The sequence below is a fragment of the Pseudonocardia benzenivorans CB1190 genome (assembly GCF_000196675.2).
Lineage (GTDB): Bacteria > Actinomycetota > Actinomycetes > Mycobacteriales > Pseudonocardiaceae > Pseudonocardia > Pseudonocardia benzenivorans.
Window position 1 is genome coordinate 4,730,062 of record NC_015312.1, and the last position, 14,778, is coordinate 4,744,839.

The window sequence follows — 14,778 nt, forward strand, 5'->3', positions numbered from 1 at the left end:
GTTGACGTCGTGCCGTCACTGGTCCTGGGTCCCGTGCTGCGCCACGTCGACGAGTCCTCCGCGACGGTGTGGGTCCAGACCGACGTCCCCGCGCAGGTCGAGGTCCTGGGCAGCACCGCACGCACGTTCGAGGTGGCGGGGCACCACTACGCGCTGGTCGTCGTCACCGGGCTCCCGCCGGACACCCGCACCGAGTACGACGTGCTGCTCGACGGCGAGCACGTCTGGCCGCCCGCGTCCTCGCCCTTCCCGCCGAGCAGCATCGCGACCCGCGGACCGCGATCGGCCGGGCGGCACCGCATCCTGTTCGGCTCCTGCCGGTACGTGAAGCTCGCCGACCCGCGGGACGCCGCCACCTACGGCATCGACGCGCTCGACGCCTACGCCGCGCGGATGGCACGGCTCCCGTCGTCCCAGTGGCCCGACGCCCTGCTGCTGCTCGGCGACCAGGTCTACGCCGACGAGCTGACCCCGCAGACCGTGCGCCGGATCGCCGGCCGTCGCGCGGAGCACCCCGACTGGCCCGACGACGAGATCGTCGACTTCTCCGAGTACGTCGGGCTCTACCGCGACTCCTGGGCCGACCCCGAGATCCGCTGGATCATGTCGACGGTCCCCACCGCGATGATCTTCGACGACCACGACGTCCGCGACGACTGGAACACCTCCGCCGCCTGGCGCGCCCAGATGGCCGAGAAGCCGTGGTGGGCCGAGCGGATCCGGGCGGCGTTGTCGTCGTACTGGGTCTACCAGCATCTCGGCAACCTCTCCCCGGACGAGCTCGCCGCGGACCCCGACTGGGCGGCGGTCAGCGGGCACGACGGCGACACCTGGCCGCTGCTGGCCGACCTCGCCGACCGCGCCGACCGGGAGGTCGACGGCTCCAAGGGCCTGCGGTTCTCCTACCGCTGGCAGCTGGGGCGCACGCGCCTGGTCGTCCTCGACTCCCGCAACGGCAGGGTGCTCGACGACGGCAGGCACCTCATGCTCGGCGACCGTGAGTTCGGCTGGGTCGAGGAGCGCACGCTCGACCCGGGCGAGGTCGACCATCTGCTGCTGGCGACGTCCGTCCCGTGGCTGCTGCCGCCGGCGATCGGCGACCTGGAGTCGGTCAACGAGGCCGCCGCCGCCCGTCCGGGGCTGCGCGGCCGGCTCGGCGAGCGGATCCGGCAGGCCGCGGACCTCGAGCACTGGCAGGCGTTCCGGGACTCGTTCGACCGCCTGGCACGGCTGGTCGCGGCCGCGACGCGCCCACGGGCCGGCGACGCCGCGCCCGTGTCGATCTCCGTGCTCTCCGGCGACGTGCACCACAGCTACGCCGCCCGCGCGCAGGTCGAGGACGCCGAGGAGGGCACGGCCGTGCACCAGCTGACCTGTTCCCCGGTGCACAACCACGTCCCGCCCTACGTCCGCGCGGGCTTCCGGCTCGGCTGGAGCGGCGCCGCCACCCGGGCCGCACGCGCGTGGGCGACCCGCAAGGGCACCCCGCCGCCGCCGGTGACCTGGGACAAGCTCGGCGGACCCTACTTCGGCAACACCATCGCCTGGCTGGACGTCGACGGCCGCCGCGCCGACGTCGTCTTCGAGCAGCCGACCGGCGCGGCCTCGCTGCGCGAGGCGGCCCGGCACACCCTCACCGCGCCGCGGTCCGCCGAGCCCGAACAGGGACACTCCGAGCCGACACGCCCGGCTCCGACACAGGTGGACCCGGCACGCCCAGACCCGACACACCCAGACCCGGCGGACCCAGATCCGACGGACCCAGGCCGAGGAGCTCGCACCCGATGACGGCAGGACACTCTCCCAGCACCGCCGCCCCGCTGCGGGGTGCGCCCGCCCCCGACGTGGCTGGCACCGACGCACTGGCCGGCCAGGTCGTCGTCCTGCGCCCGACCAGCGCCCGGCACGTGGCCGCGTTCATCGAGATCCTCCAGCACCCCGAGGTCGCCCGCTGGTGGGGCGGCTACGACCTGGAACGCGTGCGCCGTGAGCTGCTCGGGCCGCACGGCTACGCCGTCGAGCTGGCGGGCGAGGTCATCGGGCTGGTGATCTTCCACGAGGAGGACGACCCCGACTACCGGCACGCGGGCGTCGACATCGCGCTGCACCCCGACGCCCACGGCAAGGGCCTGGGCGCCGACGCCCTGCGCACGCTCGTCCGCCACCTGTTCACCCGCCGCGACCACCACCGCATCGTCATCGACCCCGCCGCGACGAACGAGCGGGCGATCCGCAGCTACGAGCGCGTCGGGTTCCGGCGGGTCGGGATCATGCGCCGGTACGAGCGCGGCGCCGACGGCACCTGGCACGACGGCCTGCTGATGGACCTGCTCCGCGAGGACTTCCTGAGCCTCTGAGTGGCGTCACCGGCCCTGGCCGGTGCTGTGCCTCCGGGCGCTACGCCACTCACGACCGCGTCGCGGCGTCCGCCTCGGCTGCGAGACCGCCGACCAGCAGCCGCAGCCCGAACGCGAAGCGCTCGTCGGCGTCGCCGCTGGTCAGCTCGCGCGCGAGGGACGCGAGCACGGGGAACAGCTCGGCGGGCAGGCTCCGGAAGTACGACGCGACCTGGCTGTAGTACGCCTCCTGGTCGACCCCGGCCCGTTCGTGCTGCGCGGACTCGATGGCCGACGCCGCGACGAACATCCCGATCACGTCGACCGCCCACGCCGCCGGGCGCGGCGGCACCCCGCCGGCCCGCAGGATCGCCGTCGTCGTCTCGGCCAGCCGCAGCGAGTTCGGCCCGAGCGGCACGGCACCGATCGCCACGCGGGCGATGTCGCCGTTGCGGGCCATCACGGCGCGCGACTCCGTCCACAGCTCGGTGACCTGCTCCTGCCACCGTGCGCCGTCCGGCTCCGGAAGCGTGACCTCGCCCGCGACCTCGTCGAACACCAGCGCGAGCAGCTCGTCCTTGTTCGCGACGTGCGCGTAGAGCGACGCCGCGCCCGTCCCGAGCTCGGTGGCGACACGCCGCATGCTCACCGCGTCGATGCCCTCGGTCTTCAGCACCGTCAGCGCGGCCCGGACGATCGCCTCCCGGCTGAGGGACCGGCGGACCGCGGGGTCCTTGCGCGGGGTGCGCCAGGGCGGCTCGGGCACTACGGGGGCCGTGCTCATGGCGGGCAGCGTAGCCGCCCACGCGGATCGACGAACAGTGTTCTTGACTCGAACAGTGTTCGCGAGTAAAACGCTGTTCGTCAACGAACACCGTTCGAAGCGAGGCCTCCATGACCATCCCGACCACGTCGCCGCCGCCCGTCACGACGGGACATCCGCTCCGCCGGCTCGCTCTCGTGGCCGTCCTGGTCGCCGAGATCATGGACCTGCTCGACGCGACGGTCGTCGGTATCGCGGCCCCGTCGATCCAGCACGAGCTCGGCGGCGACGACACGACCATCCAGTGGATCGCCGCGGGCTACACGCTCGCCTACGCCGTCGGGCTCGTCACCGGCGGCCGGCTCGGCGACCTCTACGGCCGCAGGCGGATCTTCCTCGTCGGACTCGTCGGCTTCGTCCTGTTCTCGGCGCTGTGCGGGCTCGCCCCGACGCCCGGGATCCTGATCACCTGCCGGGTCCTGCAGGGCCTGTCCGGCGCGATCCTCATCCCGCAGGGCTTCGGCATCATCAAGTCCGCCTTCCCGCCACGGGAGCTCGGTGCCGCGTTCGGCGCCTTCGGCCCGGCGATGGGCCTGTCGGCGGTCGGCGGCCCGATCCTCGCCGGCGCGCTGATCGCGTGGGACCCGGGCGGGGCGGGCTGGCGCACCGTCTTCCTGGTCAACGTGCCGATCGGGCTGGCCTGCCTCGCCCTCGCACTGCGGGTGCTGCCGGAGTCGCGCGGCGAACGCACCGCCAGGCCGGACCCCGTCGGCACCATCCTGGTGACGACCGGGCTGCTCCTCCTGGTCTTCCCGCTGGTCCAGGGCCGCGAGCTGGGCTGGCCGGGCTGGACGTTCGCGATGATGGCCGCGGCCGTCCCGGTGCTCGGCGTCTTCGCGTGGCACCAGGTCCGCCGCGCGCGAGCCGGCCGGTCACCGCTCGTCGAACCCGCGCTGTTCGCCTCCCGCGCGTTCTCCGGCGGCATGCTGGTCGGCCTGGTGTTCTTCGGCGGGATGGCGGGGCTCTTCCTGGTACTGGGCCTGCACCTACAGCTCGGGCTCGGGTTCAGCCCGCTGCGTGCCGGCCTCACGCTGGCACCGTGGGCGCTGGGCGTCGCGGTCGGCGCGACGCTCTCCGGCGCGTGGCTGGGCCGCCGCTACGGTCGACCGGTCCTGCAGGCGGGCGCCGTCGTCATGGCGCTCGGCATCGCCGGGATCGTGCTGACCTCGCACGTCGCGCCGCGGACGGCGGGCTGGGAGCTCGCCCCGGCACTGCTCGTGAGCGGCGTCGGGATGGGCCTGTTCATCGCGCCGTTCTTCGACATCGTCCTGGCAGGCGTGACGCTGCCGATGGTCGGCTCGGCCTCGGGCGTGCTCAACGCCGACCAGCAGCTGGGCTCGGCGATCGGCGTCGCCGTCCTGGGCACGGTGTTCTTCTCGGGAACAGGCGCCCAGGGCATGGCGACGGCGTTCGACGTCGTGCTCTGGGTGACCGCCGGGATGGTCCTCGCGGTCGCCGCGCTCGCCGCCCTCCTGCCGAGACGGGCCCGCGAGGAACAGCCGGCATAGCGGTCGGCGCCCGCCGCGGGCTCAGAACGGGGTCGCCGCCAGGAACGACTCGAACACCGTCCGCTCGCCGAGCACCTCGAGCCGCGGATCGGAGGGGTCGATACGGCCCAGCATCGCGATGAACAGGTCGGCGACAGAACCCCGCACCGCGACGGTCGCCTTCTCGTGCCCGTGCTCCCAGGAGATCGCGGTGCCGTGCGGCCGGATCACCCACTCGCCGGCCGACCCGAGACCGTCGGCGTCGTGGGAGTGCAGGTGGATCGTCCGGCCCTCGCCGAGCACCGGCTCCTCCCGCTGGGTGCGGGCGACGAGCAGGTCGAGCCACTCCGACAGGCCGTCGGCGGCGATCGCGGGGTCGATGTCGAAGCTCCCGCCCGTGGCCAGCGCGGCGTCGGCCCGGTGGACGGTCTGCTCGTGCAGCCGGCGGCGCAACCACCACGCCGCCGGCTTCGGCCCGGTGAACGTCCAGACCGGGGTGTCGGGGCCGACGCTGTCGACCGCCTCGGCGAGTGCGGCGACCCCGCCGCGCATCCACGCACCGAACTCGTCGACGGGCTTGGGCGCCCGGCCGTCGGCGACGGTGCGCGGGTCGACGGGTTCGGTCGCGCGCGTCGCGACGATCGCGGCCGCCCACCGGTCACCGCGGGCGACGTGGGTGCCGAGGGTGCGCATCGTCCAGCCCGGGCACGTGGGCACGGGCAGCTCGGGATCTGCGTCGCGCACGAGGTCGGCGAAGAGCACGTTCTCGGCGAAGAGAACGGGGACGATCTCAGCAGGCGTGACACCGAGGGCGTCGATACCGGTCATGGGTCGCGACGCTAGCGGCTCGGGGCGCCGGAATCGCGCCATTGCGACGGAGTCGGCGCGAGATGCCCACCGCGACGCGGACGACCGCTCGACCCGAACCGGTCAGGGCGTGCATGATCGCCCGTCGTCCGGGGTAGATCGAAGCCATGGCTGACCGCAGGGCTCAGGACTGGACGCCGCCCGGCGTGTTCCGGGCCCTACTGTGGTGGCCCCCGGTGGCCTTCCTGCTGGCCGCCGCTTTCCCCGGGGCGGGCCTCGTCCCGATCATCGGCTCCGGTCTGACCCTCGCCCTGGTCGACATCGCGGCGGCGACGCTGCCGAAGCTGGTGCACCGGAGCGAGTCCGTCACCGCCGCGGAGCCGATCGACCGGCCGGCCCCGGAGCCCGTCGACGTCCTCCCCGTTCCCGAGCGCCGCGCCGCCTGAGCGCCGACCGCGTCCCGCGGGGGCGGCGTGACGTCGCTCCCGCTCTGTTGTACGTCCGATACTAGGATGTCAAACTAAATCGGTCGGTGACAGGCATCGGGAGGACCTTCAATGACGTCGGACGCTCTCCACGTCCCCACCAACCCGGTCCGCTTCGTGACGGCCGCGAGCCTGTTCGACGGCCACGACGCGGCCATCAACATCATGCGGCGCATCCTGCAGCGGCAGGGTGCGGAGGTGATCCACCTCGGACACAACAGGTCCGTCGACGAGGTCGTCGCCGCCGCGATCCAGGAGGACGTGCAGGGCGTCGCCATCAGCTCGTACCAGGGCGGACACGTCGAGTACTTCAGCTACCTCGTCGAGCTGCTGCGCGAGCGCGGCGCCGGCCACGTCAAGGTCTACGGCGGCGGGGGCGGCGTCATCGTCCACGACGAGATCGAGCTGCTGCACTCGCGCGGCGTCTCGCGCATCTTCTCCCCCGAGGACGGCCAGCGGATGGGCCTGCCCGGGATGATCAACCTGATGATCCGCGAGTGCGACGTCGACCTGACCGCGACGCCACCGACCTCCTACGACGGCGTCTTCGCCGGTGAGCACGCCACGCTCGCCCGCGCGCTGACCCTCGCGGAGAGCGGGGCCCTGCCCGCCGACGTGCTCGACCGGGTGCGTGCCACCGACCGGCCGGTCCCGGTCCTGGGCATCACCGGCACCGGCGGCTCCGGCAAGTCGAGCCTGACCGACGAGCTCGTCCGCCGCTTCCGCGTCGACCAGGAGGACAAGCTCCGCATCGCGGTGCTGGCCGTCGACCCGACGCGGCGCAAGGGTGGCGGCGCGCTGCTCGGTGACCGCATCCGGATGAACAGCCTCACCGGCGAGCAGGTGTTCTTCCGCTCGCTCGCCACGCGGGGTGGTTCCAGCGCCGGCGACGGCAACCTGCCCGAGCGCCTCGACGACGTCATCGCCGTGCTGAAGGCCGCCGGGTTCGACCTCGTGATCGTCGAGACCCCGGGCATCGGGCAGGGCGACGCGGGGATCGTGCCGTTCGTCGACCGCTCGCTGTACGTGATGACGCCGGAGTTCGGCGCCGCGTCACAGCTGGAGAAGATCGACATGCTCGACTTCGCCGACGTCGTGGCCATCAACAAGTTCGAGCGGCAGGGCGCGGAGGACGCGCGCCGCGACGTGGGCCGCCAGCTCGTGCGCAACCGCGAGGAGTTCGGCGCGAGCTGGGAGGACATGCCGGTCTACGGCACCAGCGCCGCGACGTTCAACGACACCGGGGTCACCGCGCTCTACCGGCACCTCGTCGAGCTGCTGCGCGGCGACGGGCTGACCGTCGGCGAAGGCAGGCTGCCCGCCGTCGAGGGGAAGGTCTCGCAGCTGCACGCCGCGGTCATCCCGCCCGACAAGGTGCGCTACCTCGCCGACATCGCCGACACCGTCCGCGGCTACCACGACGAGACCGGGGAGCAGACCGCCGCGGTCCGCCGTCACGAGCACCTGAAGGCCGCCCGCGCCGAGCTGGAGAGCGCCGACGCCGACGTCGCCGCCATCGACGGCCTGCTCGAGACCGTCGGCAAGACGGTGTCCGCCGAGTCCGCGGAGCTGCTCGCGGGCTGGGACCAGATGATCGAGGACTACTCGGGCGACGAGCTCGTCGTGAAGGTCCGCGACCGCGAGCTGCGCACCCAGCTGACCCGCGAGACCCTGTCGGGCAACAAGGTCCGGCGCGTCGCGCTGCCGCCCTACACCGACGCGGGCGAGCGGCTGCGGTTCCTGCGCAAGGAGAACCTGCCCGGCCGGTTCCCGTTCACCGCCGGCGTGTTCGCGTTCAAGCGCGAGGGCGAGGACCCGGCGCGGATGTTCGCGGGCGAGGGCGACGCGTTCCGCACCAACCGCCGGTTCAAGTACCTGTCGCAGGACTCCGAGGCCAAGCGGCTGTCGACGGCGTTCGACTCGGTGACCCTCTACGGGCGCGACCCCGCGACCCGGCCCGACATCTACGGCAAGGTCGGCACGTCGGGCGTCTCGATCGCGACGCTCGAGGACATGAAGGTCCTCTACGACGGCTTCGACCTCTGCTCGCCGACGACCTCGGTGTCGATGACGATCAACGGCCCCGCGCCGACGATCCTGGCGTTCTTCCTCAACACCGCCGTCGACCAGCAGATCGAGAAGTTCCGCGAGGAGGAGGGCCGCGAGCCCGACGAGGCGGAGCGCGAGCAGCTCGCCGCGTTCGCCTACGCCAACGTCCGCGGCACGGTGCAGGCCGACATCCTCAAGGAGGACCAGGGCCAGAACACCTGCATCTTCTCCACCGAGTTCTCGCTGCGGATGATGGCCGACATCCAGGAGTGGTTCATCCGGCACAAGGTCCGGAACTTCTACTCCGTCTCGATCTCCGGCTACCACATCGCCGAGGCCGGGGCGAACCCCATCAGCCAGCTCGCGTTCACCCTCGCCAACGGCTTCACGTTCGTCGAGAGCTACCTGGCGCGCGGCATGGACATCGACGACTTCGCGCCCAACCTGTCGTTCTTCTTCTCCAACGGGATGGACGCCGAGTACACGGTGATCGGCCGGGTGGCGCGGCGCATCTGGGCGGTCGCGATGCGCGAGCGCTACGGCGCCAACGAGCGCTCACAGAAGCTCAAGTACCACGTGCAGACCTCGGGCCGGTCCCTGCACGCCCAGGAGATGAACTTCAACGACATCCGCACGACGCTGCAGGCCCTGTGCGCGCTCTACGACAACGCGAACTCGTTGCACACCAACGCCTACGACGAGGCCGTGACGACGCCGACGGAGGAGTCGGTGCGCCGCGCGATGGCGATCCAGCTGATCATCAACCGCGAGTGGGGCCTGTCGATGAACGAGAACCCCCTGCAGGGGTCGTTCATCGTCGACGAGCTGACCGACCTCGTCGAGGAGGCCGTCCTGCGGGAGTTCGACGCCATCGCCGCCCGCGGCGGGGTGCTCGGCGCCATGGAGACCGGCTACCAGCGCGGCAAGATCCAGGACGAGTCGATGCTCTACGAGCACCGCAAGCACGACGGCACGCTGCCGATCATCGGCGTGAACACCTTCCTCAAGCCCGAGTCCGACGAGCCGCCCACCGAGATCGAGCTGGCCCGCGGCACGGAGGCGGAGAAGCAGAGCCAGCTCGACCGGCTCGCCGACTTCCAGTCCCGGCACGCCGGCAGCGCCCCCGCCGCGCTGCGGGCGCTGCAGGACGTCGCGACCGGTGAGGGCAACGTCTTCGACGAGCTGATGAAGGCCGCCCGGGTCTGCTCGCTCGGCCAGCTCACCGAGGCGTTCTTCGAGGTCGGCGGGCAGTACCGGCGCAACATGTGAGCCGTCCGCGCCTCGGCCCACCGACCGGGCGAAACCTCACCGTCGTCCCGCGCCACTGAGGCGACCGTGAGGTTGCGCGCGGTGCGTTGCGCGCAACCTCACCGCTGCCAGCGCGCCGAGCCAGGACCGTGGGGGTGCGCTCGGGCGGTCAGCGTCGCGCTGCCGCATCGCTCCCCGCGGCGGCATCGAGGACGCGGGTGAGGCCCGTCGTGATGGCGGCGCGCTCCTGCGCGGTCAGGTGGTCGGCGAAGTGGCGGGCGATCCCGTCGAGGTAACCCGGGGCCGCGGCCCGCAGCCGGGCGCGCCCGGCGTCGGTGATGACGGCCCAGCTGCCGCGCCGGTCGTTCGGATCGGGCTCGCGGGCGGCCAGCCCGGCCCGGGCCAGCTCGTCGACGATGCGGCTGACCCGCGACCGCGACAACACCGCCCGCTCCCCCAGCTCGGCCATCCGCAGCCGCCGGTCGGGCGCGGAGTTGAGTTCCAGCAGCACGTCGTACCAGGCCAGCGGCATGTTCTGGGTCTGTTCCAGCTCGTGCTCCAGTGCACGCACGACGGCGGCGTGGGTGCGCAGCAGCGCGGCCCAGGCGGCCACCCCGGAGTCCTCGGTCACGCCGTGAGCATAGACCTTGTGCGTGCGCACGCACCATGGTTATATGTGCGTGCGCACGCACTACTACTGCACGCCACTAACCGAGGAGTCCCCATGACCCGCCTGCTGCACGTCTCCGCCTCGCCCCGCGGTGCCGCCTCCGAGTCGCTGGCGATCGCGCGCACCTTCGTCGACGCCTTCGCCGCCACCCACCCCGACGCCGAGATCGACGAGTTCGACCTGTGGGACGGCACCCTCCCCGAGTTCGGCCCCCCGGCCGCCGCGGCCAAGATGGCCGTCTTCGCCGGCGAGACCCCGAGCGGCGAGGGCGCCGCGGCCTGGGCGGCGGCCCGGGCCACGTTCGAGCGGCTCGACGCCGCCGACCGTTACCTGTTCAGCGTCCCGATGTGGAACGCGGGCGTCCCCTACATCCTCAAGCAGTTCGTCGACGTCGTGAGCCAGCCCGGGATGCTCTTCGGCTTCGACCCCGAGCGCGGTTACACCGGCCTGCTGCAGGGCAAGCGGGCCGTCGTGGTCTACACCAGCGCGGTGTACGGGCCTGGCCGCAGCCCGGCGTTCGGCAGCGACTTCCAGGCGCCCTACCTGCGCGACTGGCTCGCGTGGGCAGGCGTGGAGGACGTCGAGGAGATCGCGTTCCGGCCGAACCTGGTCACGGCCGACGCCCGCGCCGGACGCGAGGCCGCCCACGCACGGGCGCGCGACCTCGGGAAGACGTTCTGAGCCGCAGCGCGACGAGGAACCCGGCCGCGAGCAGCAGCGTCAGGAAGCAGGAGACGCCGAGCCACCCGAGGTGGTCGTAGGCCACCCCGCCGAGCGACCCGCCGACGCTGCTGCCCGCGTAGTAGGCCAGCAGGTAGAGCGACGACGCGAGCGCGGGCGAGCCGTCGGGCAGGTCCGCCGCGCGCCGCCCGGCCCATCCGCTGGCCACGGCGTGCGCGGTGAAGAACCCGACCGTCACCAGCAGCACGCCGATACAGATGACGACGAGGTTCGCCGGCAGCGTCACCCACGCGCCCGCCGCCGCGACGGCGAGGCCCGCCGCCACGACCGGCGCCCGGCCGTGGCGGTCGGCCACCCGGCCCGCCCACGGCGACACCACCGGCCCCGCCAGGTAGCCGAGGAACACCAGTCCGGCCAGCCCGACGGGCACCCCGAACGGCGCGGCTTCCAGCCGGAACCCCGAGTAGTTGTAGACGGTCACGAACGCGCCCATGACCAGGAATGACACGGCGAACAACCCGCGCAGCACGGGGTCGGCGAGGTGGCCCCCGATGGGGCGGCCGAGCTCGCGCAGCCGCACTCGCGGCGGATCGGGCGTCCGCGGTGCGGGCAGCAGGAGCCGGAACGCGACCATGCAGAGCAGTGACACCCCGCCGACCACACCGAGGGCGACGCGCCAGCCCGCGACATCGGCCACGAAACCGGTGACCAGGCGCCCGGTGAGACCGCCGAGCGCGTTGCCGGCGATGAGCAGGCCCACCGCGCCGCCGAGCCAGCGCGCCGCGACCTCGCGCGTCGTGTGCGCCATGGCCAGCGCGGGCAGCGCGGCGAGCGCGACGCCCTGCAACGCCCGCAGGACCACCAGCACCCCGAAGGACGGCGCGAACGGCTCGATCAGCCCCAGTGCGGCGGACACCGCGAGGGCGGCGGTCATCATCCGGGTGCGGCCCCACGACTCGCACACGGCCGACAGCGGGACGACGGCGACGGCCAGCGCCAGGGTCGTCGCCGACAGCGCGAGGCTCGCCGTCGAGGAGGAGACGGCGAACTCGGCGGCGAACGTCGGCAGGAGTACCTGCGGGCTGTAGACCAGCACGAACGTCGCGAGGCCCGCGCACCACATCGCGGCGCCGAGCGGCGGAACCCGGGCGTCCCCCGCTCGTGCCCGGTCGCCGTCGACGCGATGGTTGCCATTGCGAACGACGGTAGGTCGCGGCGCGCGGCCCGTCCACGTGGGACGGCCCACGCCCGCTCGCAGCGGCGCGCCGGGCCGCGCCCGGCTACCGTCGCGGGGTGCGACAGACGTTCATGGTCACCGACGACGAGGGCCGCGACGTCGACGTCCCGCTGCCGGTGCAGCGGGTGGTGTCGATCGTGCCGTCGCTCACCGAGGCGCTCGCGGAGTCGGCGCCCGGCATGCTCGTCGGCGCGACCGACTGGTGTACCCACCCCGCCGACCTCGACGTCCCGCGGCTGCGCGGCACGAAGAACCCGGATGTCGACGCGATCGTGGCGCTGCGGCCCGATCTCGTCCTCGCCAACCAGGAGGAGAACCGGCCCCCGGACCTCGACGCGCTGCGCGCCGCGGGCGTGCCCGTCTACGTCACCGACATCCGCACCCTGGACGGCGAGCACGGCGCGTTCGACTCGCTCGGGCGGATGCTCGCCGCGTGCGGGCTCGACGAGCCGCCGTGGCTCGTCGCGGCCCGCGCGGCGTGGGCCGAGGTCCCGACGCCCGCACGCAGGCGGCGGGCGGTCGTCCCCATCTGGCGCAAGCCGTGGATGGCGTGCGGGCGCGACACCTTCACCGGCGCGGTCCTGGCCCGGCTCGGCGTCGACAACGTCCTCGCCGACGATCCCGAGCGCTATCCGCGGTTCGATCCCGCGACGCTGCCCGAGCACGATCTCGTCGTCCTGCCCGACGAGCCCTACCTCTTCACCGCCGACGACGGGCCCGAGGCGTTCGCTGCGCCGTCCGCGCTGGTCAGCGGCCGGTTGCTGACGTGGTACGGGCCCAGCCTCGTCGAAGCCGCCGCCGTCCTCCCGCGCGCGTTGGACGTCCGGTGACGGCGCTGGTCGTGGGTGGCGACCATCGCCACCCACGGGGGGTCGCATGAGTGAACCGCCCGTCCTCGTCCGCCGCGAAGGCGCCCTCGGCAGGCTCACTCTCAACCGGCCCCGCTCCCTCAACGCGATCGACCACGAGATGGTCCGGCTGCTCGCGGACGCGCTCGACGACTTCGAGCACGACGACGGCGTCCGCGCGGTGGCGATCGACGGCGCGGGCGAGCGCGGCCTGTCCGCGGGTGGCGACGTGCGCTTCCTCGTCGCCGACGCCGCCGAGGGCGGCCACGCCGGCGCCGCGCTGCTCGCCGACGAGTACCGCCTCGACGCCCGGATCGCGCGCTACCCCAAGCCGTACGTCGCGTTGATGGACGGCGTCGTGATGGGTGGCGGCGTCGGGGTGTCGGCACACGGCAGCGTGCGGGTCGTGACCTCGCGCAGCGTCGTCGCGATGCCGGAGGTGACGATCGGCTACGTCCCCGACGTCGGCGGGACCTGGCTGCTCGGGCACGCGCCCGGCGAGCTCGGGGTGCACGCCGCGCTCACCGCCGCCCGCCTCGGCCCCGCCGACGCCGTCGCCTGCGGCCTCGCCGATCTGCAGGTCGAGGACCTGCCGGCGCTGCTCACCGCGCTGCGCGACGGCGCCGACGCGATGGCCGCCGCGGAGGAGCTGGCGGTCGACCCGGGCGAGAGCGCGCTCTACGCGGGCCGCGACTGGATCGACCGCTGCTACGCCGCGCCCGACCTGCCCGGCATCCGCGAGGCATTGGCCCGCGACCCGCATCCCGACGCCGTCGCGGCCGCGAAGGCACTCGACAGGGCGGCCCCGCTGGCGGCGACGCTGACTGTGCGCGCCGTCCGCGACGCCCGCGGACTGCCGGACCTCGAGGACGCCCTGCGCGTGGAGTACCTGCTGACGCGCTGCTGCGTGCGCTGGCCGGACTTCACCGAGGGGGTGCGCGCGGTGCTGGTCGACCGCGACGGCGCGCCGCGCTGGGACCCGGCGACCTTCGAGGCCGTGACGGGCGAGACCGAGCACCGTTTCCTGTCCCTCGCCCACCCCGACGACCCGCCGCTGACGTTCGGGTAGCGCGGTACCCGCCGCGCCGGGAGCGCCCCGAGCCGGCCCGGCACCCGCCTGAGAGAGTGTTGTGAAACCTGGTGATCACTCGGCGTGGCGGCCGTAGTAGTCGCCCGGACCTGTTGATCATCCGGTCGGGTGTGTGTCTGTACCTGCAAACCGGCGTATGACTCCTCGGTGACCGACGCCCAGTGGGTGTTGATCGAGCCGTTGCTGCCCCGCCCGGCGGCGGTGTTGGGCGGGCGCCCGTACGTGCACTCCCGCCGGTTGATCATCGACACGATCTCTTATGTGCTGGTCAGCGGGTGCGCTTGGCGGCTGGTCCCGCACGATCTGGCCCCGTGGAGCATCGCCTACCAGTGGTTTCGGGCCTGGACCCGCGACGGCACCTGGGACCGGGTCCACGAGGTGCTGCGTGAGCGGGTCCGCATCGCCGACGGGCGTGACCCGCAGCCCTCGGCGGCGGTGCTGGACTCCCAGTCGGCGAGGTCCAGCGAGGGCGGTGAACAGATCGGCTACGACGCCGGTAAACGCGTCCGGGGCCGCAAGCGCCACCTGCTGGTCGACACCCTGGGCCTGGTGCTGCACGTGGTGGTGCACTCGGCGTCGGTGCAGGACCGGGCCGGGGCCCGGTTGATGCTGTCCGGTGCCCGGGCCCGGTTCCCGCTGCTCGGGTTGGTGTGGGTCGACGGCGGTTATGTCAACTCGGTGGACGCGGGCCTGGTCGGTTGGGCCCGGCGCAGTGAGGGGCTGGAGGTGGTCGCGGTGCCGCGTAACGCCGACGTGAAAGGGTTCCAGGTGCTGCCCCGCCGGTGGGTGGTCGAGAGAACCTTCGGCTGGTTGACGAGGTGTAGACGGTTGGCCCGGGACTACGAACGCAAGACTGCCCACGCCGAGGCGATGATCAAGTTCGCGATGATCCGGCTGATGGCCGCCCGCCTCGCCGGTGAGGAACTCCCCGCTCCCCGCAGTGACATTGAGAAGGAAGCCGCCCGCCGACTAGCAGAAGACCTCAAAGACTGACCACCGAGGTTCTACAACACTCTC

General features: G+C 73.1%; 13 protein-coding genes. 9 read left to right on the plus strand and 4 right to left on the minus strand.

Features of this window, described 5'->3' with window-relative positions; translation table 11 throughout:
* Positions 1–9 precede the first annotated feature (9 nt).
* Together PSED_RS22150 and PSED_RS22155 are read left to right on the plus strand one after the other, a co-directional pair.
* On the plus strand, positions 10–1,788 hold the full coding sequence (locus tag PSED_RS22150) for an alkaline phosphatase D family protein (RefSeq protein WP_013676474.1): 1,779 nt from the start codon (positions 10–12) through the stop codon (positions 1,786–1,788).
* Positions 1,785–2,357, plus strand: coding sequence for a GNAT family N-acetyltransferase (locus tag PSED_RS22155; protein WP_013676475.1), 573 nt, complete (start codon positions 1,785–1,787; stop codon positions 2,355–2,357). Before PSED_RS22150 ends, PSED_RS22155 begins: the two co-directional genes overlap by 4 nt.
* A 49-nt stretch (positions 2,358–2,406) precedes the next feature.
* Here PSED_RS22155 and PSED_RS22160 read toward each other — a convergent pair whose 3' ends face one another.
* Complete coding sequence (locus PSED_RS22160) at positions 2,407–3,120, minus strand: TetR/AcrR family transcriptional regulator (protein WP_013676476.1); 714 nt, start codon at positions 3,118–3,120, stop codon at positions 2,407–2,409.
* A 110-nt stretch (positions 3,121–3,230) separates the two neighbouring features.
* Here PSED_RS22160 and PSED_RS22165 point away from each other — a divergent pair, with 110 nt between their 5' ends.
* Positions 3,231–4,667, plus strand: coding sequence for an MFS transporter (locus PSED_RS22165; protein WP_013676477.1), 1,437 nt, complete (start codon positions 3,231–3,233; stop codon positions 4,665–4,667).
* 21 nt (positions 4,668–4,688) lie between these two features.
* Here the strand turns inward: PSED_RS22165 and PSED_RS22170 are convergent, their stop codons facing one another.
* Positions 4,689–5,474 carry a maleylpyruvate isomerase family mycothiol-dependent enzyme gene (locus PSED_RS22170; protein ID WP_013676478.1) on the minus strand — a complete coding sequence of 262 codons (786 nt, stop codon included), beginning with the start codon at positions 5,472–5,474 and terminating at the stop codon, positions 4,689–4,691.
* Positions 5,475–5,620: 146 nt separating this feature from the next.
* Between PSED_RS22170 and PSED_RS22175 the strand changes: the two genes are divergently transcribed.
* Together PSED_RS22175 and icmF are read left to right on the plus strand one after the other, a co-directional pair.
* A complete protein-coding gene (locus PSED_RS22175; RefSeq protein WP_013676479.1) occupies positions 5,621–5,899 on the plus strand; it encodes a hypothetical protein in 279 nt (92 codons plus the stop codon).
* Between the two features lie 111 nt (positions 5,900–6,010).
* The gene (gene icmF, locus PSED_RS22180; RefSeq protein ID WP_013676480.1) at positions 6,011–9,256 is read left to right on the plus strand and encodes a fused isobutyryl-CoA mutase/GTPase IcmF; all 3,246 of its coding nucleotides are present in this window, start codon (positions 6,011–6,013) and stop codon (positions 9,254–9,256) included.
* Between the two features lie 148 nt (positions 9,257–9,404).
* Here the strand turns inward: icmF and PSED_RS22185 are convergent, their stop codons facing one another.
* A complete protein-coding gene (locus PSED_RS22185; protein ID WP_202946304.1) occupies positions 9,405–9,866 on the minus strand; it encodes a MarR family winged helix-turn-helix transcriptional regulator in 462 nt (153 codons plus the stop codon).
* 93 nt (positions 9,867–9,959) lie between these two features.
* Between PSED_RS22185 and PSED_RS22190 the strand changes: the two genes are divergently transcribed.
* Entirely contained in the window at positions 9,960–10,586 is a 627-nt protein-coding gene (locus PSED_RS22190) for an FMN-dependent NADH-azoreductase (RefSeq protein ID WP_013676482.1), read from the plus strand.
* On the opposite strand, the gene PSED_RS22195 is transcribed toward PSED_RS22190, so the two are convergent.
* Positions 10,516–11,832, minus strand: a complete 1,317-nt coding sequence (locus tag PSED_RS22195; protein ID WP_143770569.1) for an MFS transporter — start codon at positions 11,830–11,832, stop codon at positions 10,516–10,518. The two genes, PSED_RS22190 and PSED_RS22195, sit on opposite strands and share 71 nt — an antisense overlap.
* Before the next feature lie 62 nt (positions 11,833–11,894).
* Here PSED_RS22195 and PSED_RS22200 point away from each other — a divergent pair, with 62 nt between their 5' ends.
* From PSED_RS22200 to PSED_RS22210, 3 genes are all read left to right on the plus strand, one after another.
* The gene (locus PSED_RS22200; protein ID WP_013676484.1) at positions 11,895–12,653 is read left to right on the plus strand and encodes a helical backbone metal receptor; all 759 of its coding nucleotides are present in this window, start codon (positions 11,895–11,897) and stop codon (positions 12,651–12,653) included.
* Positions 12,654–12,699: 46 nt separating this feature from the next.
* The gene (locus PSED_RS22205; RefSeq protein ID WP_013676485.1) at positions 12,700–13,740 is read left to right on the plus strand and encodes an enoyl-CoA hydratase/isomerase family protein; all 1,041 of its coding nucleotides are present in this window, start codon (positions 12,700–12,702) and stop codon (positions 13,738–13,740) included.
* A 129-nt stretch (positions 13,741–13,869) separates the two neighbouring features.
* The gene (locus PSED_RS22210) at positions 13,870–14,754 is read left to right on the plus strand and encodes an IS5 family transposase (protein ID WP_013673184.1); all 885 of its coding nucleotides are present in this window, start codon (positions 13,870–13,872) and stop codon (positions 14,752–14,754) included.
* Positions 14,755–14,778: the final 24 nt, after the last annotated feature.

Bases quoted from the DNA above. Each gene is read 5' to 3' on its own strand.
- PSED_RS22155 (WP_013676475.1), top strand. From the start codon at position 1,785: ATGACGGCAGGACACTCTCCCAGCACCGCCGCCCCGCTGCGGGGTGCG.
- PSED_RS22160 (WP_013676476.1), bottom strand. From the start codon at position 3,120: ATGAGCACGGCCCCCGTAGTGCCCGAGCCGCCCTGGCGCACCCCGCGC.
- PSED_RS22165 (WP_013676477.1), top strand. From the start codon at position 3,231: ATGACCATCCCGACCACGTCGCCGCCGCCCGTCACGACGGGACATCCG.
- PSED_RS22170 (WP_013676478.1), bottom strand. From the start codon at position 5,474: ATGACCGGTATCGACGCCCTCGGTGTCACGCCTGCTGAGATCGTCCCC.
- PSED_RS22175 (WP_013676479.1), top strand. From the start codon at position 5,621: ATGGCTGACCGCAGGGCTCAGGACTGGACGCCGCCCGGCGTGTTCCGG.
- icmF (WP_013676480.1), top strand. From the start codon at position 6,011: ATGACGTCGGACGCTCTCCACGTCCCCACCAACCCGGTCCGCTTCGTG.
- PSED_RS22190 (WP_013676482.1), top strand. From the start codon at position 9,960: ATGACCCGCCTGCTGCACGTCTCCGCCTCGCCCCGCGGTGCCGCCTCC.
- PSED_RS22200 (WP_013676484.1), top strand. From the start codon at position 11,895: ATGGTCACCGACGACGAGGGCCGCGACGTCGACGTCCCGCTGCCGGTG.
- PSED_RS22205 (WP_013676485.1), top strand. From the start codon at position 12,700: ATGAGTGAACCGCCCGTCCTCGTCCGCCGCGAAGGCGCCCTCGGCAGG.